Genomic DNA, 21,974 nt, shown 5'->3' on the forward strand with positions numbered 1-21,974 from the left:
AGGGAACCATGCTGAGCGTCGACAACCTGACCCTGCACTACGGGCAAAGCCAGATCTTGCACGGCATTTCGCTGACCGCCGAGCCGGGCAAAGTCACCGCCGTCACCGGAACCAACGGCGTGGGCAAGACCTCGCTGCTCAAGGCGATCGCCGGGCGGCACCCCTATTCGGGGGGCACCATCACGCTGGACGGGCAGCCGCTCAAGCATCTCAGCGCCTATCAGGCCGGGCGCGCGGGCATCGCCTATGTGCCGCAAGGGCGCGAGGTGTTCCCGCTGATGACCGTGCAGGAAAACCTCGAGACCGGCTTTGCCTGCCTGCCCCGCAGCGAACACAAGGTGCCCGAGCACATCTTCGAGCTGTTCCCGATCCTAAAGGATTTCCTGCATCGCCGAGGCGGCGATCTGTCGGGGGGCCAGCAGCAGCAGCTTGCCATTGCGCGGGCGCTGATCTCGCGGCCCCGCGTGCTGCTTCTGGACGAGCCGACCGAGGGCATCCAGCCCAACATCATCCAGCAGATCGGGCGGGTGATCTCGCAGCTGCGCGCGCAGGGCGACATGGCGATTATTCTGGTCGAGCAATACTTCGATTTCATGTGGGAACTGGCCGACAGCTTTGTCGCGGTGCAGCGCGGCGCCGTGTCGATGGCGGGCCGCGCCGGAGAGATCGACCGCGACGCACTGCTGGCAAAGGTCTCAATCTGACGTAACGTCGGGCTAAATTATTGCGCTAACAGGCATTTTCCCCTTGCTCAAAGCGCTTTTAGCGCCAATCCTCCCGCAATGGAAAACCGTTTGCATGCGACCAAGGCAGACAGAACCGATCGCGCCGGCCGCCCCGCCCCTTATGGAGCGGGCTTTTTTTGCGGGACCGGCCCTTTCTCTCAATTCCACAACCAAGCCGGATGCTTTGCATCCGACCTGACCAGTTTTGTGACGTGACATTCGACAGGAGGACCCCATGACATCCATCAGATTGCCACTGCTTGGCAGCGCTGCGATGGCGCTTGCGCTCACCGCAGGTGCCGCCAGCGCCGAAACCATCCGCTTCTGGACCACCGAAGAGCAGCCCGAGCGCCTTGCCAAACAGCAGGCCATGGCCGATGCCTTTGAAGAGGCGACCGGCAACGAGGTCGAAGTGGTGCCCGTCACCGAATCCGAACTGGGCACCCGTGCCACCGCAGCCTATGCGGCGGGTGATCTGCCCGACGTGATCTATTTCCCCAACAGCTACGCACTGCCCTGGGCACAGGCGGGCATCCTCGATCCCGATGCGGCCGCCGACGCGATCGAGGATCTGGGCGCCGACACCTTCGCCCCCGGCGCGCTGAAGATCGCCGCGATGGACAGCGGCTATGCCGCCGTGCCGGCCGATGGCTGGACGCAGATGATCCTCTATCGCAAGGATCTGTTCGACGCGGCGGGCCTGTCCGCACCCACATCCTATGCCAATGTCGAGGCGGCGCTGGAAAAGCTGCACAACCCGCCCGAGATGTACGGCTTTGTCGCCGCCACCAAGGTCGACGAGGATTTCATGAGCCAGGTTCTGGAACATGTCTTCCTTGCCAATGGCGTCTCGCCGGTCGGTCCGGACGGCTTTGCGCCGCTGGACGAGGCAAAGACCACCGAAGTGCTGGATTTCTACAAGAGCATCGCGGCGGCCTCGCCTCCGGGCGATCTGTACTGGGACCAGTCGCGCACGCTGTATTTCTCGGGCAACGCGGCGATGATCATCTGGTCGCCGTTCATCCTTGACGAACTCGCAGGGCTGCGCGACAGCGCCCCGCCCACCATCACCGACGATCCGACCTCGGCCGAGCTGGCCTCCAAGACCGGCATCGTGACCACCTTTGCCGGCCCGTCGAACCCCGATGGCGCGGCCTGGGCGCTGATCAACATGTTCGGCATCACCGGCGATGCCTCGACCGACGAGGCCATCGACTTCGTGAAGTATTCCTTGGATCAGGGCTATGTCGACACGCTGTCCATCGCCCCCGAAGGCAAGTTCCCGGTGCGGCGCGGCACGGCGGACGACCCCGAGTTCTTTGTCGGGAAATGGGCAGAGCTGCCGGTGGGTGTCGATCGCAAGGCCCCGCTGGGCGATCTGTATCCGCAAGAGATGATCGACGAAATCGTCAGCGGCCTTGATACCGCACAGCGCTGGGGGGTCGAAGACGGCCAGTTGGCGCTGGCGTCCAAGATGATCAACTCGCAGGCCATCAATCGCGTTGTGCGTGAATACATCGACGGCCAGATCGACGCCCCCGCGGCGGTTGCCAAGATGAACGACGAGCTGGCCAAGATCCAGTAAGCCCCCCGCCCCCGCCCCATGCCGGGCGGGGGCTATTCCTGCGGAGACGACCGATGACCGACCTCACCCCTCCAACCGGCGCCGGCCCACTTGGCCGCCGCGAGGCGCGGCTGGCCTGGGGCCTGCTGGCGCCAACGCTGATCGCCGTGTCGCTGGTGGTGCTCTTGCCGCTGCTGGCGGTTTTCTGGATCAGCGTAAAGCCGGTGGGCCTTGCCGATCTGCGCCCGCCAACCCCGATCGTGCGCGAGGATATCCGCGGCGATCTTGAAGCCGAAGGCGATGAGGCCGTGCTGCGCTACCGGCTGCGCAATTCCTCGCAGGATCAGACGATCACCGATGTCGTGCTCAGCGATGCGTGGCCAGACGGGCTGCTGCCCGGCGCGCTCGATCCGCGCTGCGCCATCGCTGACGCCCGCCTGAGCTGCGATTTTGGCGACTGGGAGGGCGGCACCCGCGACGAGATCCGCATTCCGGTGACCGCCACGGCCGCCTACCTGTCAAGTCCGGGCGCCGAAGCGTCTGACCCGGTTCTGAGCGGCAACGCGTCCAATATCCTGACCAATTTCGATTTCACGCTGGAGAATTTCACCCAGATCTTCGATGGCGGAGAGTTCTGGGCCGTCTTCGGCATCACGCTGTTCTACACGGTCTTTGGCACGCTGGGCGCGCTGATCATGGGACTGTTCGCGGCGATGCTGCTGAACAAATCCTTCCGGGGGCAAGGCATTCTGCGTGGGCTGTACCTGTTCCCCTATGTCGCCCCGGTGATCGCGGTGGCCTTTGCATGGATCCTGCTATTCGATCCGTTCTCGGGCTCGGCCAATGCGCTGTTGCTGCAGATGGGCGTCAGCAGCGAGGCGATCAACTTCTTCGGTGAGCGCCCGCTGGCGCTAATCATGGTGACGCTGTTCGAAATCTGGCGCTATTTCCCGCTGTCCTTCCTGTTCATCCTTGCGCGAATGCAGTCGATCGACACCGACATGTACGAGGCAGCCGACATGGACGGCGCTTCGCCATTCCAGAAATTCCGCTACCTGTCGCTGCCGCAGCTGCTGGGTATCCTGTCGGTGCTGTTCCTGCTGCGCTTCATCTGGACTTTCAACAAGTTCGACGACATCTTCCTGCTGACGGGGGGCAACGCGGGCACACGCGTGCTGACGGTAAACGTCTATGAACAGGCCTTTGCGCTGTCGAACATCGGCGCGGGGGCGGCTGTGGCGGTGGTGATCTTCTGCTGCCTGCTGCTGTTCTCGGTGTTCTTCTTCAAGTTGATCAGCCGGGAGGAAGGCTTGTGAACATTGCACCTGTCGGGGGCTCCGCCCCCGTCGCCATTCGGCGACTCCCCCGGGATATTTTTAGCCAGAAGAAACTAAGGGGCGCACGATGAAGGCGGTACGTTTCGGATATGTCACCGCGCCGGTTCTGGGCGCGCTGTGGTGCTTTGTGATCGCAGTGACGGTGGCGGTCGCCATGAGCTTTGCCACCGGCGCGCCGTTCCGCCCGACGTGGCTGGCGCTGCCCTGGGGGGCGGTGCTGGGTGTGGCGGCGCTTTTTGGGCTGACGGTCTTTTCGGCCGCAGCCTTGGCGGTCGCGCTGCTTGGGGTGCTCGGCCTTGGACCGATGGCGTCGGACGCGGTGGGCATCATCGCGCTGGCAATCGGCCACGGGGCGGTGGCGGCCTTTACCGCTCTCGGGCTGGGCAAGATGACCGGGGAATTGCGCATGGGTGCGCTGACCCGCCACGAATTCGAAGAGGCGGTGATCCGTTTTCTGACCGGCTTCGGCTACATCTTCTTCACGGCCATCGTGGTCATTCCCTTTTATGTCATGGTGATGACCAGCCTGAAGAACCAGTCCGCGCTGATGGCAAACCCGCTGGATTTCTCGCTTGACCTGTCGCGCGGCTGGCACCTGTTCGACAGCTATTACGAATTGATGACGCAGTATAATTTCGGCAGTTACCTGTGGACCAGCTTCTACATCTCGGTGCTGACGGTGCTGATCACGCTGGCTTTCGCCATCCCCGGTGCCTACGCGGTCGCGCGGCTGCGGTTTCGCGGTCAGGCGATGTTCTCGCGCTCGATCCTGCTGATCTACATGGTTCCAATGATCGTTCTGGCGCTGCCGATCTACATCGCGTTTTCGATGACGGGCCTGCGCAACACCATCTTCGGAATCGTGATGATCTATCCGGTGACGACGATCCCGGTGGCCTTGTACATGCTTCAGGGCTATTTCCGCGGACTGCCCTCCGAAGTCGAAGAGGCCGGCCTGATGGACGGGCTGAGCCGCCTCGCCGTCATCTGGAAGATCACCTTGCCGCTGTCGCTGCCGGCACTGGCTTCGGTGTCTTTGTATGTCTTCATGATCGCCTGGAACGAGTTCCTGCTGGCGTTCATGCTGCTCGACGATCCGTCGAAATTCACCCTCACGCGGGGCATTGCCTCGCTCAATTCGTCCGAGATTCCGCGTCAGCATCTGATGGCGGGCTCGGTGATCGCGACCGTGCCGATCATGCTGCTCTTCCTCGGGCTCGAGCGGTTCATGACAAAGGGACTGACCGCCGGATCGGTCAAAGGATAAGAAAATGGCAAGCATTGAACTGAAATCCGTCGAAAAATGGTACGGAGAGGCACAGGTAATCAAGGGCGTCGATCTGAGCATCGAGGAAGGCGAGTTCATCATCTTCGTCGGCCCTTCGGGCTGCGGTAAATCCACCCTGCTGCGGATGATTGCCGGGCTCGAGGAAACCTCGCGCGGGCAGATCATCATCGCGGACAAGGACGCCACCGCCGAGCCGCCCGCCCGCCGAGGCCTCGCCATGGTGTTCCAGAGCTATGCGCTTTATCCGCATATGTCAGTGCGCGAAAACATGGGCTTCTCGTTGAAGGCCGCCGGTGTGCCCAAGACAGACATGGACGCCAAGGTCGACGAGGCCGCCCGCGTGCTGAAGCTGGAACCGCTGCTGGATCGCCGCCCCAAGGATCTGTCGGGCGGCCAGCGCCAGCGGGTCGCGATCGGACGCTCCATCGTGCGCGACCCGACGGCGTTCCTGTTCGATGAGCCGCTGTCCAACCTCGACGCCGCCCTGCGCGTGGAAATGCGCTACGAGATCGCCAAGCTGCACCAGTCGCTGAAATCGACGATGATCTACGTCACCCACGATCAGGTCGAGGCGATGACCCTCGCCGACCGCATCGTCGTGCTCGAGGCCGGGCGCGTCAGTCAGGTTGGCAGCCCGCGTGAGCTCTACGAAAATCCCGGAAACCTCTTCGTCGCGCAATTCATCGGCTCGCCCAAGATGAACGTCTTCCCGGCAAATACGCCCGAACTGCGTCTGCCGACACCCCTGCCCCCAAACGCCGCCCATTTCGGCATCCGTCCCGAACACATCACCCTCGGCGCGCCCGGCAGCGGCCAGATCGACGGCACGGTCGATGTGCTCGAATACCTCGGCGCCGATACCTACGTGATCGCTGATTGCGGCAGCGCCGGAAAGCTCACCATCCGTGGCCACGGCGAGACCTCGCTTGCGCCCGGCCAGTCCGTCAGCCTCGCCTTCGAGGACGGCAAAACCCATCTCTTCGACGAGGCCGGACTGGCGCTGCGCTAGCCCCTTCTTCTGGCCTCAAATATCCCGGGGGGTGAGGGGGGCAGCGCCCCCCTTGCAACGCCGCAGTCCCACGCATGGGCAACCGGCGCGCGCCGTGCTAAGGGCCGCGTGTCCCCGCCGTGACAGGAGCCGCCCGATGATGCACCTTCCCCTCACCAAGGATCTCGTGCTGATCGGCGGCGGCCACGCGCACGCGCTTGTGCTGCGCATGTGGGGCATGTCCCCCCTGCCCGGAGCCCGCGTCACCGTCATCAACCCGGGTCCGACAGCGCCCTATTCCGGAATGCTCCCCGGGTTCGTCGCCGGGCACTACACCCGCGATGAGCTCGACATCGATATGGTGAAACTGGCGCGTTTCGCCGGGGCGCGGGTGATCCTTGGCCGTGCCGTCGGCATCGACCGTACGACTCGAGAAATACACGTGCCGGGCCGCCCGCCCATCGGCTACGACGTTGCCTCGATCGACATCGGCATCACCTCCGCCATGCCAGACCTGCCGGGCTTTGCAGATCACGCCACCCCGGCCAAACCGCTTGGCCCGTTCGCCGCCCGCTGGGCCACCTTTCGCGATGGCCCCTTTGCCGCGGTTGCGGTCATCGGGGGCGGCGTCGCCGGTGCAGAACTCGCCGCCGCCATGGCCCATGCCCTGCGCGCAAAGGGCCGCGACGCCGTGGTCCACCTGATCGATCGCTCCGAGGCGCTGAGTGCACTGCGCCCAGCTGCCGCGGCAAAGATGCGACAGGCCCTCAGGGCGCAGGGCGTCACCCTGCATGAGCACACCGCCATCACGAAGATCACAGACGGCGGCGTGCACCTCGCCTCTGGCGAGGTTCTTAAAGCACAATTCATCACCGGCGCGGCAGGCGCCCTGCCCGCCGCGTGGCTGGCGCAGACCGGCCTTGATACCCATGACGGCTTCGTCACCGTCTCTCCAACGCTGCAAAGCTCGGACCCCGACATCTTTGCCGCCGGAGATTGCGCCCATCTGGCCCATGCGCCGCGCCCCAAGGCCGGCGTCTTCGCGGTGCGCGAAGCGCCGCTTTTGCATGATAACCTGCGCCGCCGCCTCGCCGAGACTGACAACCTTCGCCCCTATCGCCCGCAGAAAGACTACCTGAAGCTCATCTCCCTCGGGCGCAAATCCGCCCTCGCGGATCGCTTTGGCCTCGCCCCCCAAGGCACGCTGTTGTGGCGCTGGAAAGACCGCATCGACCGGGCCTTCATGCGCAAGTTCACCGACCTGCCGCAGATGGCGCCGCCGTCCCTGCCCTCACCTCGCGCCGCAGGCACCATCGAGGCGCTTGGCGACAAGCCGATGTGCGGCGGCTGCGGTGCCAAGGTCGGACGCGAAGCGCTTGGCGCCGCCCTTGCCCGCCTGCCCGCCCCGATCCGCGCCGATGTCGTGCCGCTGCCCGGCGACGATGCCGCGCTGCTGCTGACCGGCGGAACACGGCAGGTGATGACCACCGACCATCTGCGCGCCTTTATCGCCGATCCGGTGCTGATGGCCCGCATCGCCGCCGTGCATGCGCTTGGCGACATCTGGGCCATGGGCGCCGCCCCGCAGGCCGCCACCGCCAGCATCACCCTGCCGCGCATGTCCGAAGCGCTGGCGAGCCGGACCCTGTCGGAAATCCTCGACGCATCGGCCGAGATCCTGCGCGGCGCCGGGGCCGAGATCGTCGGCGGCCATAGCGCCATGGGCGACGAGCTGACCATCGGCTTCGCCCTCACCGGCCTGTGCGAAAGCGATCCCATCACCCTGTCCGGCGCACGCGCGGGCGACGATTTGATCCTGACCAAACCCATCGGGTCAGGCGTCATAATGGCCGCCGAAATGCAGGGCCGCGCCAGCGGCGATCACGTGGCAGCGGCGCTTTCCAGCATGTCGCGCCCGCAAGGCGACGCCGCCGCGCTGCTGCGCGAGGCCCACGCCATGACCGATGTCACCGGCTTTGGTCTTGCCGGGCATCTGCACGGTATGCTGACGGCCTCGAAGGTCGGGGCGGAGCTGACCCTCGATGCGATCCCCCTGCTGCCGGGAGCCGAGGCGCTTGCCGCTCAGGGCATCCGCTCGACGCTGTTTCCAAAGAACCTCGCCGCGGTGCCCGGCGTCGCGCCCAAAACGCCCCGCGAAGATCTTCTGTTCGATCCGCAAACCGCCGGCGGCCTGCTGGCCGCGCTACCGGACGGAGCAGCAAAGGTCGCGCAGCTGCGCGCGCTTGGCTATGACGCCGCCGTCATTGGCCACATATCCGGCACATGGCCCGGTCACATTGAGATCGTCTGAATCCGCGCCGCGATCCGATCCGCAAGCGCCTCGAGCGCCGCATCGTCCAGCGCTGGCGTCTCGAATCGCTCAAGCACGTCCGGCGTCATGGCCGACATGGATTTCTCATATGCCGGATCATAGTGATCCGCCGCCAGAGACCGGCACAGCGCCAGCCGCTCACCGGCGTCGATCATCGCCTCCCAGCTGTCGATCAGCGCATGACCGCGATGATAGCGCAGCGGCGTCAGTTGCGCCTTCAGCCGCGCGCCATCCGACAGGATGTCATCATAGGCCGCATCCAGATAGGCGGCCCGCGCCTCCAGCGGCGCGCCGACCTCGATCCATTGGGCCGTCTTCATGCCCTCCCAGATCGATGGCGGAATCAGCAGCTGACCGATCTTGCTGCTTTCCGCCTCGACCAGCACGGGCCGCGCCGGATCAAGCGCATCGAGCTGCTGCACCAGTTGCGTCTCGAACCCCTTCTGCGCGGGCTGCCCGCCCGGCATGCCCCCCAGAAGCGATCCCCGATGCCGCGCCAGCCCCTCGAGGTCAATCACCTGAACGCCCCGCGCCGCAAGGCGCGGCAGCAGTGCGGTCTTGGCGGTGCCGGTGTAGCCGCCCAGTTGCAGGAACCGGAACGGCAGCGACTCGTCATACAGTGCCCTGGTCACCAGCCGCCGCCACGAGCGGTAGCCCCCCTCGACGACCTCGGCCCGCCAGCCGATCTGCTGCAGCATCCAGGTGAACGAGCCAGACCGCTGCCCGCCGCGCCAACAATATATCAGCGGCCGCCAGCCGCCATCGTGATGCGCCAACGGCCCTTCGATATGTGCCGACGCGTTGCGGAACACCAGCGCCGCGCCGATCTTGCGGGCCAGAAACGGGCTTTGCTGCTTGTAGATCGTGCCGACGCGGGCTCGCTCTTCATTGTCGAGGACCGGCAGGTTGATCGCACCGGGCACGTGATCCTCGGCAAATTCGGCCGGGCTGCGCACGTCGATGACGGTGTCGAAGCCATGCGACAACATCTCGGAGGGGGATGAAAACAAGAGAGCCATGGGCGCATGACCTACCCCACAGCGCAGCCCTGTGGAAGCGCCATCCTTGGCAGAGCCAACGAAGTTGATTTTTCTTACAAAAGCCTCTGGACACCGCGCTGAGCCTCGGCTATTTCCGCCAACACCCGAGGGGCCGCGCCCCTCCCCAAGTGCCCGGGTAGCTCAGGGGTAGAGCAGTGGATTGAAAATCCTCGTGTCGGTGGTTCGATTCCGCCCCCGGGCACCATTTAGTCAAGCTAACAACCTGATATATATGGTATTTTTGAGATGGGTTGTGGATCTATCCACCTTTTTGCCCACCTTTCACCATTCGATCAATTCGCGCGCCAGCATGTCCTGTGTGACCGGGTCACGCCCGAACCGTGCCAGCATTGCCGCGACCGATGCCTGTGAAAGCTGGTGCTGCTGATGCACAAGCTTTCGATATGTTCGCCAGTGCATCCCTTTCGGTTTGCCGCCTTCGCCGTTCAGTATGCCCGGTTCCCACTGGAGCCGGTCGCGGATTTTTCCTGCCCGCCGCGCCAAGCGGTCAGATGCATCCTCACGTTGCGACGGATAGGCAAGCCGATGGCAGCTTCGGCAGGCAAACACAGCGCCGCCATAGAGAAGCGCAACGCGACGACCACAGTCGCGCGCTGGACACAGAAACCAATGCCGTTCGCCGCCCAAGTGACAGGGCGTTGCATCCAATTGCACAGAATAATCCATCTCAGACCAATCACCGCCGTCTGTTCTGGTCCGATAGATCAGGCGCAATTGACTGGTCTCAACCTTCACGCGGATTGAGGCGACTTGCTCGCCGTTACAGCTCCATTGCCAGCCGAACGCATTTCCGGGCGAAATCAAGCCCTCTCGCGCCCAGAGCCGAACGTCCAGCGCACGGAAGTCTGAGGTCAGGATTTTTGCTGAGAAATGGTGGTGCCTGCCGCTACCGATGCCGCCCATCTTCAAGCCCCCGATTTCGCTTAACTCTGTTTCGATCAGTCACACTCGATGTATGCCGTAAACATTGAGGCTCGCTCCGCTATGCTGACCGGATCTAACCGCACGTCAGAAAGGCTCAGTTCTGGGTCTACCCCGTTCTGAGAGAGAAATAATTTAGCAATTTCGCCACGGATAGCGAAATTAACATTCTGTGGTACGTCTCCGGTAAACTCAGACCACAGTTCAGAGTCGAGTTTTGACACGATTACGCCGACCACCTCGCCGGTTGCGGAAATTAGCGGACCACCGGAATTTCCTGCTTGAACCGGAGCCGTGATTTGCACGGTTTTCGTATCCCCAGCTAGACCCTTGAGCGAGGAAACAGAACCACGAGTGACATTCAACCCACCTAGAAGCCCGGCGTAGGGGTACCCTACCACGGTGACGTCTGAGTTTAACTTGGCAGGGCCAGCAGAGAAAACGGCGATTGCCTTCTCGGCCTCATAAGGAAGTTGCGAAACTAGAATTGCCAAATCGAAATCGTCAGATGAAGCTAATACAGTCGCATCAAACCCATCTACTCTAACAGTCGCGCATCCATCCACCACGTGTGCATTCGTCAGAACGTGGCCAGCTTTAGAAACATAGAAACCGGACCCGGCACTGCCTGAAGTTCCGGTTGACGGCTCAGCGCTACTTATCTGCGCCTCTGGTTCGGAGTCATCATCCGTCAGGAAGAGGACTGTTTTCTCGATCACACGGTCGAGGTTCCCACCAGGAGTGAACCGAAGATCAGCCGCCTCGCCGCGTTCGATACTTGATGCGACAGCTTGCAATGACGCGCTGTCCTGCCTGTTCGCAGATAACATTATGGTCGACCACCCGCCGTTTATATAATCTGAGCGTGTGTACAGCTGGGAGCCGTCGCGTTTCTTCGCCCCAGTCACTAAAAGTCTCTCCTTGCGAACAGTGTACGGGGCATCCGAGAATTCGTGCCAACGCATGGAATATTCGTGAAGGTTCTCGACCGTCGCGAGGGTCTGACGTCCCACAGAATAGCGGAGACTACTATTTGTGTGCCTCCAGTTCACCAACGCTGCTGTCGGTGGATCATTGGCGACCGCACGAAGCGGATATAGGAAAGACAGACCGAGCGGCTCAAAAAAGCGCACATACCAGCCCTCATTCTCGATTCTCTCAAACATCGAAAATGCCAGAGCCGCCAAGTGCCAATTCTGAGTCGCATCATCAAATTCTTTCGAAGAATAGCGGCTCATTGATTGTTGACTCAAACGCCCCCAGTCGCCATCCAGCAATCCAACATACTGCCCCTCGAAGGCAAGACTGGCTTGGAGAAACCGCTTATCTTCCCAGGTCAGGGATGTGGCATCAAAGTTCCAGAATAGGGTCTCGAAGTTCTGTGCGGCTACACGTGCCGGTGCCGTGAGTGCAAGTGTGGCGAGCAACAGATGCCTGAGGAGTCGTATCATGGACGGTATGCCTAACTGAGTTCGAAGGGGCGACGCGCTCAAGCAGGTAGCGACGCGCGCCGTGGTATTTTGCCGAAATTAATTGGAAATTCACCTCTTAAGTTCGATTGAGCAAGATAATCCCCCTTGTTCGAGCAGAGGTCGGTGGAGACGGGCATGTCTATCCTACCCCTTGCTCGCCGTGTCCCACTCATTTGAAGTTGTCAGCGGGACACGCGATGGCATGGCATACTATAGAATGGCACATTATTCGTGCATCCATATCTGCGCTGCATGGCCCATTTTCTGTGCATCTTCCGACGCGATACTACACACGCCCTGCGAAATTAGGAGCCGGATGCACAATTTTTGTGGCGGGTAAGCACAGCCTTAATGCCGGGGTTTTGTTTTTCCGTCCAAGACCGATAGGACAGATCTGGAGCCTTCCCGCCCATCGGTTCATCGCACAGCGCCCAGCGCGTTGCGATGCCGTGACCATCCGCCCCGAGGTACCCTTTGCCCATATCTCGGATCAGGTGCCGCCGCTCTAGTTCGCTGAAATAATCGGGCACCGTGTTGCGATGGACGTTCAATAGGTCTGCCGCCTCTCGGTGGCTCATGAAGATCCGCCCATTGTTCGCGCCATTGTAGCGCCTCCGCAGTTCGACATAGAGCGCCCGAGGGCCGGGCTTGAGTGAACGCCAAGCCTCGGTCTGCTGCAATGTTTCCAGAAGGCGGACGTGCTTTGGAAAGCCGCGTTTCTTCCCCTTGTAGCTGGCGGTCATGAACGTCCCTCCAAGGCAAGGCAGGCGAGCCACACACGGAGTGCCGTGCGACGGTCCCTGCAACACCCTAGGTCAAGCGGTGCGGTCTCTCTGCCCCTCTCGGGGGCAGAGAATGCCGAGACATGCCAGAGGCCGCCCCTGTGGCTGATATGATAGCGTTTCGCCATCAGTCGGGTCTCCCGTTTCGAAGATCAGCGTAGACGCGCGCAATGGCGGGCGGCAGGCCATGTTTGGCGGTCAGTCGACGCTCCCATGCGTCGCGCGGATCGGGGCGGTGGGCGGGATGCGAATTCATGCTGCATCCCCCCGAACGATGCGCTGCACCCGGCAGCGCAGAACGTAGCGCCCGTGGTGGCCGCTGAACGGCCCGCTATGCGCTTCGGGCAGCGTTTCGATATCCACGCCCATGCCTCGCAGGTTGAAGACGTAGCTACTCCACCTGGGGGCGGGATTGTCGAACGACGTGCAGCCGACGTCGCCAGCGTCGATCAGGGCTTCGAGCGCCCAGCGGTCGCGCCCCTTAACGATAAGGCTGGAGGCGCTGCCGTCCCTGAGAGTGACAGTAAATGGGGCCGCGCCCCAAATATGTTGAGGTGCCATCAGGCATCCTTTCCTTGAACGAGAAAGGCGCTGGGCGTATGGATTGGGAGTTCCCGGAAAAGAACATTCCCAGCCCCACACGCCCATGCGCAATGCATAGGTGGGGCCGGGTCTTATCCGGCGAGGTCCGCAATCGCGGCATCCACGTCCGCCTCGTTCCAGTAGAGGCGGGAGCCGATTTTCACCGGCTTGGGCAGGCGACCATTTTCAACGTCGCGATAGATCGTGGTACGACCACGTCCGGCGAGTTTGTCCTGAAGGTCACGGAAAGAAAGATAACGCATGGTGATGCTCCTTGCTGTTCACTGGAGCAACAATGGGCTTGGTCAAAACGAGACACCATTCGGGACGAAAAAGTCCCTAACTTTTTCTGCGGAATTTTGGCTGTTTGCGTTTCTTCAAAGGTTGGCGACCGTCGCCATCAGTATTCAGGTGAACAATCTTCTGAATACCTGCCGCGATGACCGCGCGAAGTTTTGGGTTCGTGTCAGGGGCATAGTCAACGCGAACAAGTACACCAGTAAGAGGATCGCTTTCCCAATGCCCCCGATTTGCAGGTAAAAGCCCGGAAGATACTTCGACTTGTTCTGAGAAGTGCTCAGGATGCCAGCTTACCAAGAAATCCTCGTAGCACGCTGCAGATTGGGCAAGCATCCATGCTGCTCTCTGGTGCCTTACGAGAGGGTGATCACCAGGATCAATGAGATAAGCAGTGCCGAGTTCCGCTGCCGCCAGATGAACTACCGCAGAGTGTTTGCGCCACAGCTTCTCCAAATCTTCCACCGAGGTCTTAACCGTCCAACCCTGTGGCTGTCCGGCTGACCCAGAATGATCACCATGGAGGATATGCTTCCCGGTTCTTCGTCGCGGATCGACACGGCTAGATCGTTCTGTTTCACGCAAAAGAAAACTTGCAACCTCAGCCGCAGCATGTCGAGTTGTCAGTCTGGCGTTCAAGTGCCAAAGTTCGAACAGAATAGCGGCGATAAGCCCGACGGCGGATAGCTCGCCCTTTCGTCCATTCAAGCTACGGTGGTGCGTTTTCCAGACTATCGAAGGCTTGTATTGCATCGGGTTCGCAAACAAGCGATCCAGTTCTGAGCGCTCCAGTTCGAAAAACTGACCCCTCGCAGCTTCGTCGTCGTGATAATAAAGATGGCTGCGAAAGTGTAGACCAGAATATGGAAGTGGCTGGCCTGTATCATCTAGGAGCGTTAAGGAAGGCAAGGCTTGTCTCCGTGCATTTATGTCAGGCTGAGACCAGAAAGCGACTCCATCGCTGCATCAAAGTCGCTCGTTGATCTAGGAAATCCGTCCGCCGGTACGCCCGTTCGACCGCGCCGCCGACCGTGTGCCCAAGGCAGGTTTCGGCCACTTCATGTGGCGCGTTCGTGGCCTCGGCCAGCCAATCGCGAAAGCTGGACCGGAAGCCGTGCGGGCGTTCAGCCATGCCGCGCCGCTCCATGAATTTGCTCATGGTCATGTCGGAAATGACACCTTTGCGAACGCCCGGAAAAAGAAAGCCCTCACGCGCGAACGGGCGGGCCTGCTCGATTACGGCCAACGCCTCGGACGACAGTGGCACCCTAAAATCCGTGGTTGCATCCCTACGGCCTTTCATTGCCTCTGCAGGCACTGTCCAGATATCACCGTCGATCTGGTCAACGTTCAGAAACCGCACCGGATAGGAACGTACAGCCGTCAGGATCAGGAACCGCAGCGCAAGCGTCGTGATGCTGCCATCGGTCAGGCTTTGATAGAAGGCGGGCACATCTTGCCACGGCAGCGCCGGAATGTTTTGCGCTTTGTGGCGTTGCTTCCCAAGAAGCGCGCGGGCCTTGTCGGTCGCTTGCAGATCCACGTCTAGCCCGAGCGCCGCCGCATGACGCATACAGATGCTGAGACGGTTCATCGCTTTGCGCGCGGTATCCGCTTTGACGTGCCAGATCGGGGCAAGCGTGTCACGGATATCGGTCTGGTCCAGATCGGCCACCGGAACCTTGCCGAGCTTTGGCAGGACGTGCAGTTCCAGAGGCGAGAACCAGCGCCCCGCCTTGCCGTCGCCCTTTAGATCCGCCTTACGGCTCTCGAAGGCATCCAGCGCGATATCCTTGAGCAAGTGCAGATTGCGCGCCTGTTCACGCCGCTTTCGCTCACGCTCCTTGATCGGGTCTAAGCCGCGCACTGCATCTGCCCGCCATCTCTCGGCCAACTTACGGGCATCCTTGAGCGTCACGTCAGGATAGCGCCCCAAGCCCATCTCGCGCCGCCTTCCATGCGCCGTGATCCGCAGGAACCATTGCGCGCCGCCGTCATCGCGTTTGTGAAACCAAAGGCCCCCACCATCGGAATACTTGCCGGGGGTCGCGGACTTCACCGCAGCAGCACTGAGCTTGTTAAGCGGGCGGGGCATTCTCTATCCACCTTTCTAACCACCCTCAACATATAGTATGTAGCGGGGTGTCGTGGAACACCTCAGGACGGGAAACACCAATATTTCCCTTTATTTTATTGGAAGTCGGTACAGGATGGAGCATCAAGGCGCAGCCATTATGTGCCGCCCCCGGGCACCATTTAGTCAAGCTAACAACCTGATATATATGGTATTTTTGAGATGGGTTGTGGATCTATCCACCTTTTTGCCCACCTTTCACCATTCGATCAATTCGCGCGCCAGCATGTCCTGTGTGACCGGGTCACGCCCGAACCGTGCCAGCATTGCCGCGACCGATGCCTGTGAAAGCTGGTGCTGCTGATGCACAAGCTTTCGATATGTTCGCCAGTGCATCCCTTTCGGTTTGCCGCCTTCGCCGTTCAGTATGCCCGGTTCCCACTGGAGCCGGTCGCGGATTTTTCCTGCCCGCCGCGCCAAGCGGTCAGATGCATCCTCACGTTGCGACGGATAGGCAAGCCGATGGCAGCTTCGGCAGGCAAACACAGCGCCGCCATAGAGAAGCGCAACGCGACGACCACAGTCGCGCGCTGGACACAGAAACCAATGCCGTTCGCCGCCCAAGTGACAGGGCGTTGCATCCAATTGCACAGAATAATCCATCTCAGACCAATCACCGCCGTCTGTTCTGGTCCGATAGATCAGGCGCAATTGACTGGTCTCAACCTTCACGCGGATTGAGGCGACTTGCTCGCCGTTACAGCTCCATTGCCAGCCGAACGCATTTCCGGGCGAAATCAAGCCCTCTCGCGCCCAGAGCCGAACGTCCAGCGCACGGAAGTCTGAGGTCAGGATTTTTGCTGAGAAATGGTGGTGCCTGCCGCTACCGATGCCGCCCATCTTCAAGCCCCCGATTTCGCTTAACTCTGTTTCGATCAGTCACACTCGATGTATGCCGTAAACATTGAGGCTCGCTCCGCTATGCTGACCGGATCTAACCGCACGTCAGAAAGGCTCAGTTCTGGGTCTACCCCGTTCTGAGAGAGAAATAATTTAGCAATTTCGCCACGGATAGCGAAATTAACATTCTGTGGTACGTCTCCGGTAAACTCAGACCACAGTTCAGAGTCGAGTTTTGACACGATTACGCCGACCACCTCGCCGGTTGCGGAAATTAGCGGACCACCGGAATTTCCTGCTTGAACCGGAGCCGTGATTTGCACGGTTTTCGTATCCCCAGCTAGACCCTTGAGCGAGGAAACAGAACCACGAGTGACATTCAACCCACCTAGAAGCCCGGCGTAGGGGTACCCTACCACGGTGACGTCTGAGTTTAACTTGGCAGGGCCAGCAGAGAAAACGGCGATTGCCTTCTCGGCCTCATAAGGAAGTTGCGAAACTAGAATTGCCAAATCGAAATCGTCAGATGAAGCTAATACAGTCGCATCAAACCCATCTACTCTAACAGTCGCGCATCCATCCACCACGTGTGCATTCGTCAGAACGTGGCCAGCTTTAGAAACATAGAAACCGGACCCGGCACTGCCTGAAGTTCCGGTTGACGGCTCAGCGCTACTTATCTGCGCCTCTGGTTCGGAGTCATCATCCGTCAGGAAGAGGACTGTTTTCTCGATCACACGGTCGAGGTTCCCACCAGGAGTGAACCGAAGATCAGCCGCCTCGCCGCGTTCGATACTTGATGCGACAGCTTGCAATGACGCGCTGTCCTGCCTGTTCGCAGATAACATTATGGTCGACCACCCGCCGTTTATATAATCTGAGCGTGTGTACAGCTGGGAGCCGTCGCGTTTCTTCGCCCCAGTCACTAAAAGTCTCTCCTTGCGAACAGTGTACGGGGCATCCGAGAATTCGTGCCAACGCATGGAATATTCGTGAAGGTTCTCGACCGTCGCGAGGGTCTGACGTCCCACAGAATAGCGGAGACTACTATTTGTGTGCCTCCAGTTCACCAACGCTGCTGTCGGTGGATCATTGGCGACCGCACGAAGCGGATATAGGAAAGACAGACCGAGCGGCTCAAAAAAGCGCACATACCAGCCCTCATTCTCGATTCTCTCAAACATCGAAAATGCCAGAGCCGCCAAGTGCCAATTCTGAGTCGCATCATCAAATTCTTTCGAAGAATAGCGGCTCATTGATTGTTGACTCAAACGCCCCCAGTCGCCATCCAGCAATCCAACATACTGCCCCTCGAAGGCAAGACTGGCTTGGAGAAACCGCTTATCTTCCCAGGTCAGGGATGTGGCATCAAAGTTCCAGAATAGGGTCTCGAAGTTCTGTGCGGCTACACGTGCCGGTGCCGTGAGTGCAAGTGTGGCGAGCAACAGATGCCTGAGGAGTCGTATCATGGACGGTATGCCTAACTGAGTTCGAAGGGGCGACGCGCTCAAGCAGGTAGCGACGCGCGCCGTGGTATTTTGCCGAAATTAATTGGAAATTCACCTCTTAAGTTCGATTGAGCAAGATAATCCCCCTTGTTCGAGCAGAGGTCGGTGGAGACGGGCATGTCTATCCTACCCCTTGCTCGCCGTGTCCCACTCATTTGAAGTTGTCAGCGGGACACGCGATGGCATGGCATACTATAGAATGGCACATTATTCGTGCATCCATATCTGCGCTGCATGGCCCATTTTCTGTGCATCTTCCGACGCGATACTACACACGCCCTGCGAAATTAGGAGCCGGATGCACAATTTTTGTGGCGGGTAAGCACAGCCTTAATGCCGGGGTTTTGTTTTTCCGTCCAAGACCGATAGGACAGATCTGGAGCCTTCCCGCCCATCGGTTCATCGCACAGCGCCCAGCGCGTTGCGATGCCGTGACCATCCGCCCCGAGGTACCCTTTGCCCATATCTCGGATCAGGTGCCGCCGCTCTAGTTCGCTGAAATAATCGGGCACCGTGTTGCGATGGACGTTCAATAGGTCTGCCGCCTCTCGGTGGCTCATGAAGATCCGCCCATTGTTCGCGCCATTGTAGCGCCTCCGCAGTTCGACATAGAGCGCCCGAGGGCCGGGCTTGAGTGAACGCCAAGCCTCGGTCTGCTGCAATGTTTCCAGAAGGCGGACGTGCTTTGGAAAGCCGCGTTTCTTCCCCTTGTAGCTGGCGGTCATGAACGTCCCTCCAAGGCAAGGCAGGCGAGCCACACACGGAGTGCCGTGCGACGGTCCCTGCAACACCCTAGGTCAAGCGGTGCGGTCTCTCTGCCCCTCTCGGGGGCAGAGAATGCCGAGACATGCCAGAGGCCGCCCCTGTGGCTGATATGATAGCGTTTCGCCATCAGTCGGGTCTCCCGTTTCGAAGATCAGCGTAGACGCGCGCAATGGCGGGCGGCAGGCCATGTTTGGCGGTCAGTCGACGCTCCCATGCGTCGCGCGGATCGGGGCGGTGGGCGGGATGCGAATTCATGCTGCATCCCCCCGAACGATGCGCTGCACCCGGCAGCGCAGAACGTAGCGCCCGTGGTGGCCGCTGAACGGCCCGCTATGCGCTTCGGGCAGCGTTTCGATATCCACGCCCATGCCTCGCAGGTTGAAGACGTAGCTACTCCACCTGGGGGCGGGATTGTCGAACGACGTGCAGCCGACGTCGCCAGCGTCGATCAGGGCTTCGAGCGCCCAGCGGTCGCGCCCCTTAACGATAAGGCTGGAGGCGCTGCCGTCCCTGAGAGTGACAGTAAATGGGGCCGCGCCCCAAATATGTTGAGGTGCCATCAGGCATCCTTTCCTTGAACGAGAAAGGCGCTGGGCGTATGGATTGGGAGTTCCCGGAAAAGAACATTCCCAGCCCCACACGCCCATGCGCAATGCATAGGTGGGGCCGGGTCTTATCCGGCGAGGTCCGCAATCGCGGCATCCACGTCCGCCTCGTTCCAGTAGAGGCGGGAGCCGATTTTCACCGGCTTGGGCAGGCGACCATTTTCAACGTCGCGATAGATCGTGGTACGACCACGTCCGGCGAGTTTGTCCTGAAGGTCACGGAAAGAAAGATAACGCATGGTGATGCTCCTTGCTGTTCACTGGAGCAACAATGGGCTTGGTCAAAACGAGACACCATTCGGGACGAAAAAGTCCCTAACTTTTTCTGCGGAATTTTGGCTGTTTGCGTTTCTTCAAAGGTTGGCGACCGTCGCCATCAGTATTCAGGTGAACAATCTTCTGAATACCTGCCGCGATGACCGCGCGAAGTTTTGGGTTCGTGTCAGGGGCATAGTCAACGCGAACAAGTACACCAGTAAGAGGATCGCTTTCCCAATGCCCCCGATTTGCAGGTAAAAGCCCGGAAGATACTTCGACTTGTTCTGAGAAGTGCTCAGGATGCCAGCTTACCAAGAAATCCTCGTAGCACGCTGCAGATTGGGCAAGCATCCATGCTGCTCTCTGGTGCCTTACGAGAGGGTGATCACCAGGATCAATGAGATAAGCAGTGCCGAGTTCCGCTGCCGCCAGATGAACTACCGCAGAGTGTTTGCGCCACAGCTTCTCCAAATCTTCCACCGAGGTCTTAACCGTCCAACCCTGTGGCTGTCCGGCTGACCCAGAATGATCACCATGGAGGATATGCTTCCCGGTTCTTCGTCGCGGATCGACACGGCTAGATCGTTCTGTTTCACGCAAAAGAAAACTTGCAACCTCAGCCGCAGCATGTCGAGTTGTCAGTCTGGCGTTCAAGTGCCAAAGTTCGAACAGAATAGCGGCGATAAGCCCGACGGCGGATAGCTCGCCCTTTCGTCCATTCAAGCTACGGTGGTGCGTTTTCCAGACTATCGAAGGCTTGTATTGCATCGGGTTCGCAAACAAGCGATCCAGTTCTGAGCGCTCCAGTTCGAAAAACTGACCCCTCGCAGCTTCGTCGTCGTGATAATAAAGATGGCTGCGAAAGTGTAGACCAGAATATGGAAGTGGCTGGCCTGTATCATCTAGGAGCGTTAAGGAAGGCAAGGCTTGTCTCCGTGCATTTATGTCAGGCTGAGACCAGAAAGCGACTCCATCGCTGCATCAAAGTCGCTCGTTGATCTAGGAAATCCGTCCGCCGGTACGCCCGTTCGACCGCGCCGCCGACCGTGTGCCCAAGGCAGGTTTCGGCCACTTCATGTGGCGCGTTCGTGGCCTCGGCCAGCCAATCGCGAAAGCTGGACCGGAAGCCGTGCGGGCGTTCAGCCATGCCGCGCCGCTCCATGAATTTGCTCATGGTCATGTCGGAAATGACACCTTTGCGAACGCCCGGAAAAAGAAAGCCCTCACGCGCGAACGGGCGGGCCTGCTCGATTACGGCCAACGCCTCGGACGACAGTGGCACCCTAAAATCCGTGGTTGCATCCCTACGGCCTTTCATTGCCTCTGCAGGCACTGTCCAGATATCACCGTCGATCTGGTCAACGTTCAGAAACCGCACCGGATAGGAACGTACAGCCGTCAGGATCAGGAACCGCAGCGCAAGCGTCGTGATGCTGCCATCGGTCAGGCTTTGATAGAAGGCGGGCACATCTTGCCACGGCAGCGCCGGAATGTTTTGCGCTTTGTGGCGTTGCTTCCCAAGAAGCGCGCGGGCCTTGTCGGTCGCTTGCAGATCCACGTCTAGCCCGAGCGCCGCCGCATGACGCATACAGATGCTGAGACGGTTCATCGCTTTGCGCGCGGTATCCGCTTTGACGTGCCAGATCGGGGCAAGCGTGTCACGGATATCGGTCTGGTCCAGATCGGCCACCGGAACCTTGCCGAGCTTTGGCAGGACGTGCAGTTCCAGAGGCGAGAACCAGCGCCCCGCCTTGCCGTCGCCCTTTAGATCCGCCTTACGGCTCTCGAAGGCATCCAGCGCGATATCCTTGAGCAAGTGCAGATTGCGCGCCTGTTCACGCCGCTTTCGCTCACGCTCCTTGATCGGGTCTAAGCCGCGCACTGCATCTGCCCGCCATCTCTCGGCCAACTTACGGGCATCCTTGAGCGTCACGTCAGGATAGCGCCCCAAGCCCATCTCGCGCCGCCTTCCATGCGCCGTGATCCGCAGGAACCATTGCGCGCCGCCGTCATCGCGTTTGTGAAACCAAAGGCCCCCACCATCGGAATACTTGCCGGGGGTCGCGGACTTCACCGCAGCAGCACTGAGCTTGTTAAGCGGGCGGGGCATTCTCTATCCACCTTTCTAACCACCCTCAACATATAGTATGTAGCGGGGTGTCGTGGAACACCTCAGGACGGGAAACACCAATATTTCCCTTTATTTTATTGGAAGTCGGTACAGGATGGAGCATCAAGGCGCAGCCATTATGTGCCGCCCCCGGGCACCACAACTAACTTACAGCGCATTTTCGCACTAGAAAATTGAGTAAAATCAACTTTCTTGGTATCCATGTGTCTCAGCACGTCTCACTGCGTCTCAGCCCTTGGCGGTAAAACTGACGGTAGAGACAGCAAGAGACTTACCGTCACGAGGATACCATGTCGCTCACTGATATGGTAATCCCCCCCGATCTTAAGTGGATGCGGAAGTAGAATTTTCTCGGCAGGATGAACGAGGAGATTCCGATGAAGA

General features: G+C 60.2%; 21 protein-coding genes and 1 tRNA gene. 7 read left to right on the plus strand and 15 right to left on the minus strand.

From position 1 onward, the window contains the following. Nucleotides 1–8 precede the first annotated feature (8 nt). From urtE to selD, 6 genes are all read left to right on the plus strand, one after another. Nucleotides 9–704, plus strand: a complete 696-nt coding sequence (gene urtE / locus Q4543_RS16540; RefSeq protein WP_216003645.1) for an urea ABC transporter ATP-binding subunit UrtE — start codon at nt 9–11, stop codon at nt 702–704. Nucleotides 705–960: 256 nt separating this feature from the next. Continuing rightward, nucleotides 961–2,310: an ABC transporter substrate-binding protein gene (locus tag Q4543_RS16545; RefSeq protein ID WP_303440013.1), complete on the plus strand. Its 1,350-nt coding sequence runs from the start codon at nt 961–963 to the stop codon at nt 2,308–2,310. 53 nt (nt 2,311–2,363) lie between these two features. Next, nucleotides 2,364–3,605: a carbohydrate ABC transporter permease gene (locus Q4543_RS16550; protein ID WP_303440016.1), complete on the plus strand. Its 1,242-nt coding sequence runs from the start codon at nt 2,364–2,366 to the stop codon at nt 3,603–3,605. A gap of 88 nt (nt 3,606–3,693) precedes the next feature. Continuing rightward, entirely contained in the window at nt 3,694–4,893 is a 1,200-nt protein-coding gene (locus Q4543_RS16555; RefSeq protein ID WP_303440018.1) for a carbohydrate ABC transporter permease, read from the plus strand. Between the two features lie 4 nt (nt 4,894–4,897). After that, on the plus strand, nt 4,898–5,923 hold the full coding sequence (locus tag Q4543_RS16560; protein ID WP_303440020.1) for an ABC transporter ATP-binding protein: 1,026 nt from the start codon (nt 4,898–4,900) through the stop codon (nt 5,921–5,923). Nucleotides 5,924–6,062: 139 nt separating this feature from the next. Further along, nucleotides 6,063–8,213 (plus strand): selenide, water dikinase SelD, encoded by a 2,151-nt coding sequence (gene selD / locus Q4543_RS16565; RefSeq protein WP_303440041.1) that lies wholly within the window; start codon nt 6,063–6,065, stop codon nt 8,211–8,213. Here the strand turns inward: selD and mnmH are convergent. After that, nucleotides 8,195–9,253 carry a tRNA 2-selenouridine(34) synthase MnmH gene (mnmH, locus tag Q4543_RS16570; RefSeq protein WP_303440022.1) on the minus strand — a complete coding sequence of 353 codons (1,059 nt, stop codon included), beginning with the start codon at nt 9,251–9,253 and terminating at the stop codon, nt 8,195–8,197. The genes selD and mnmH overlap by 19 nt on opposite strands. 151 nt (nt 9,254–9,404) lie before the next feature. Between mnmH and Q4543_RS16575 the strand changes: the two genes are divergently transcribed. Beyond that, nucleotides 9,405–9,479: transfer RNA gene (locus Q4543_RS16575), tRNA-Phe, on the plus strand. Nucleotides 9,480–9,556: 77 nt separating this feature from the next. Here Q4543_RS16575 and Q4543_RS16580 read toward each other — a convergent pair. From Q4543_RS16580 to Q4543_RS16645, 14 genes are all read right to left on the minus strand, one after another. Next, nucleotides 9,557–10,198: a hypothetical protein gene (locus Q4543_RS16580; protein ID WP_303440023.1), complete on the minus strand. Its 642-nt coding sequence runs from the start codon at nt 10,196–10,198 to the stop codon at nt 9,557–9,559. Between the two features lie 35 nt (nt 10,199–10,233). After that, nucleotides 10,234–11,667: a S1C family serine protease gene (locus tag Q4543_RS16585; protein ID WP_303440026.1), complete on the minus strand. Its 1,434-nt coding sequence runs from the start codon at nt 11,665–11,667 to the stop codon at nt 10,234–10,236. A gap of 326 nt (nt 11,668–11,993) precedes the next feature. Further along, nucleotides 11,994–12,431 carry a hypothetical protein gene (locus Q4543_RS16590; protein WP_303440029.1) on the minus strand — a complete coding sequence of 146 codons (438 nt, stop codon included), beginning with the start codon at nt 12,429–12,431 and terminating at the stop codon, nt 11,994–11,996. Nucleotides 12,432–12,722: 291 nt separating this feature from the next. Further along, nucleotides 12,723–13,031, minus strand: a complete 309-nt coding sequence (locus Q4543_RS16595; RefSeq protein ID WP_303440032.1) for a hypothetical protein — start codon at nt 13,029–13,031, stop codon at nt 12,723–12,725. 113 nt (nt 13,032–13,144) lie between these two features. Beyond that, on the minus strand, nt 13,145–13,315 hold the full coding sequence (locus Q4543_RS16600; protein ID WP_303440034.1) for an AlpA family transcriptional regulator: 171 nt from the start codon (nt 13,313–13,315) through the stop codon (nt 13,145–13,147). 76 nt (nt 13,316–13,391) lie between these two features. Continuing rightward, complete coding sequence (locus Q4543_RS16605; RefSeq protein ID WP_303440036.1) at nt 13,392–14,258, minus strand: hypothetical protein; 867 nt, start codon at nt 14,256–14,258, stop codon at nt 13,392–13,394. Nucleotides 14,259–14,280: 22 nt separating this feature from the next. Continuing rightward, nucleotides 14,281–15,444 (minus strand): site-specific integrase, encoded by a 1,164-nt coding sequence (locus Q4543_RS16610; protein ID WP_303440039.1) that lies wholly within the window; start codon nt 15,442–15,444, stop codon nt 14,281–14,283. Nucleotides 15,445–15,681: 237 nt separating this feature from the next. Beyond that, a complete protein-coding gene (locus tag Q4543_RS16615) occupies nt 15,682–16,323 on the minus strand; it encodes a hypothetical protein (RefSeq protein ID WP_303440023.1) in 642 nt (213 codons plus the stop codon). Between the two features lie 35 nt (nt 16,324–16,358). Then, complete coding sequence (locus tag Q4543_RS16620) at nt 16,359–17,792, minus strand: S1C family serine protease (protein WP_303440026.1); 1,434 nt, start codon at nt 17,790–17,792, stop codon at nt 16,359–16,361. Between the two features lie 326 nt (nt 17,793–18,118). Beyond that, nucleotides 18,119–18,556: a hypothetical protein gene (locus Q4543_RS16625; RefSeq protein WP_303440029.1), complete on the minus strand. Its 438-nt coding sequence runs from the start codon at nt 18,554–18,556 to the stop codon at nt 18,119–18,121. A 291-nt stretch (nt 18,557–18,847) separates the two neighbouring features. Next, complete coding sequence (locus Q4543_RS16630; protein ID WP_303440032.1) at nt 18,848–19,156, minus strand: hypothetical protein; 309 nt, start codon at nt 19,154–19,156, stop codon at nt 18,848–18,850. A 113-nt stretch (nt 19,157–19,269) separates the two neighbouring features. Next, nucleotides 19,270–19,440 (minus strand): AlpA family transcriptional regulator, encoded by a 171-nt coding sequence (locus tag Q4543_RS16635; protein ID WP_303440034.1) that lies wholly within the window; start codon nt 19,438–19,440, stop codon nt 19,270–19,272. Nucleotides 19,441–19,516: 76 nt separating this feature from the next. Beyond that, the gene (locus tag Q4543_RS16640; RefSeq protein ID WP_303440036.1) at nt 19,517–20,383 is read right to left on the minus strand and encodes a hypothetical protein; all 867 of its coding nucleotides are present in this window, start codon (nt 20,381–20,383) and stop codon (nt 19,517–19,519) included. 22 nt (nt 20,384–20,405) lie between these two features. Then, nucleotides 20,406–21,569 carry a site-specific integrase gene (locus Q4543_RS16645; RefSeq protein WP_303440039.1) on the minus strand — a complete coding sequence of 388 codons (1,164 nt, stop codon included), beginning with the start codon at nt 21,567–21,569 and terminating at the stop codon, nt 20,406–20,408. Nucleotides 21,570–21,974: the final 405 nt, after the last annotated feature.

This window comes from Salipiger sp. 1_MG-2023, assembly GCF_030547555.1.
GTDB lineage: Bacteria > Pseudomonadota > Alphaproteobacteria > Rhodobacterales > Rhodobacteraceae > Salipiger.

What these genes read in the sequence shown, in the direction of transcription:
- urtE (WP_216003645.1), top strand. Translation starts at nt 9, where the DNA reads ATGCTGAGCGTCGACAACCTGACCCTGCACTACGGGCAAAGCCAGATC.
- Q4543_RS16545 (WP_303440013.1), top strand. Translation starts at nt 961, where the DNA reads ATGACATCCATCAGATTGCCACTGCTTGGCAGCGCTGCGATGGCGCTT.
- Q4543_RS16550 (WP_303440016.1), top strand. Translation starts at nt 2,364, where the DNA reads ATGACCGACCTCACCCCTCCAACCGGCGCCGGCCCACTTGGCCGCCGC.
- Q4543_RS16555 (WP_303440018.1), top strand. Translation starts at nt 3,694, where the DNA reads ATGAAGGCGGTACGTTTCGGATATGTCACCGCGCCGGTTCTGGGCGCG.
- Q4543_RS16560 (WP_303440020.1), top strand. Translation starts at nt 4,898, where the DNA reads ATGGCAAGCATTGAACTGAAATCCGTCGAAAAATGGTACGGAGAGGCA.
- selD (WP_303440041.1), top strand. Translation starts at nt 6,063, where the DNA reads ATGCACCTTCCCCTCACCAAGGATCTCGTGCTGATCGGCGGCGGCCAC.
- mnmH (WP_303440022.1), bottom strand. Translation starts at nt 9,253, where the DNA reads ATGGCTCTCTTGTTTTCATCCCCCTCCGAGATGTTGTCGCATGGCTTC.
- Q4543_RS16580 (WP_303440023.1), bottom strand. Translation starts at nt 10,198, where the DNA reads ATGGGCGGCATCGGTAGCGGCAGGCACCACCATTTCTCAGCAAAAATC.
- Q4543_RS16585 (WP_303440026.1), bottom strand. Translation starts at nt 11,667, where the DNA reads ATGATACGACTCCTCAGGCATCTGTTGCTCGCCACACTTGCACTCACG.
- Q4543_RS16590 (WP_303440029.1), bottom strand. Translation starts at nt 12,431, where the DNA reads ATGACCGCCAGCTACAAGGGGAAGAAACGCGGCTTTCCAAAGCACGTC.
- Q4543_RS16595 (WP_303440032.1), bottom strand. Translation starts at nt 13,031, where the DNA reads ATGGCACCTCAACATATTTGGGGCGCGGCCCCATTTACTGTCACTCTC.
- Q4543_RS16600 (WP_303440034.1), bottom strand. Translation starts at nt 13,315, where the DNA reads ATGCGTTATCTTTCTTTCCGTGACCTTCAGGACAAACTCGCCGGACGT.
- Q4543_RS16610 (WP_303440039.1), bottom strand. Translation starts at nt 15,444, where the DNA reads ATGCCCCGCCCGCTTAACAAGCTCAGTGCTGCTGCGGTGAAGTCCGCG.
- Q4543_RS16615 (WP_303440023.1), bottom strand. Translation starts at nt 16,323, where the DNA reads ATGGGCGGCATCGGTAGCGGCAGGCACCACCATTTCTCAGCAAAAATC.
- Q4543_RS16620 (WP_303440026.1), bottom strand. Translation starts at nt 17,792, where the DNA reads ATGATACGACTCCTCAGGCATCTGTTGCTCGCCACACTTGCACTCACG.
- Q4543_RS16625 (WP_303440029.1), bottom strand. Translation starts at nt 18,556, where the DNA reads ATGACCGCCAGCTACAAGGGGAAGAAACGCGGCTTTCCAAAGCACGTC.
- Q4543_RS16630 (WP_303440032.1), bottom strand. Translation starts at nt 19,156, where the DNA reads ATGGCACCTCAACATATTTGGGGCGCGGCCCCATTTACTGTCACTCTC.
- Q4543_RS16635 (WP_303440034.1), bottom strand. Translation starts at nt 19,440, where the DNA reads ATGCGTTATCTTTCTTTCCGTGACCTTCAGGACAAACTCGCCGGACGT.
- Q4543_RS16645 (WP_303440039.1), bottom strand. Translation starts at nt 21,569, where the DNA reads ATGCCCCGCCCGCTTAACAAGCTCAGTGCTGCTGCGGTGAAGTCCGCG.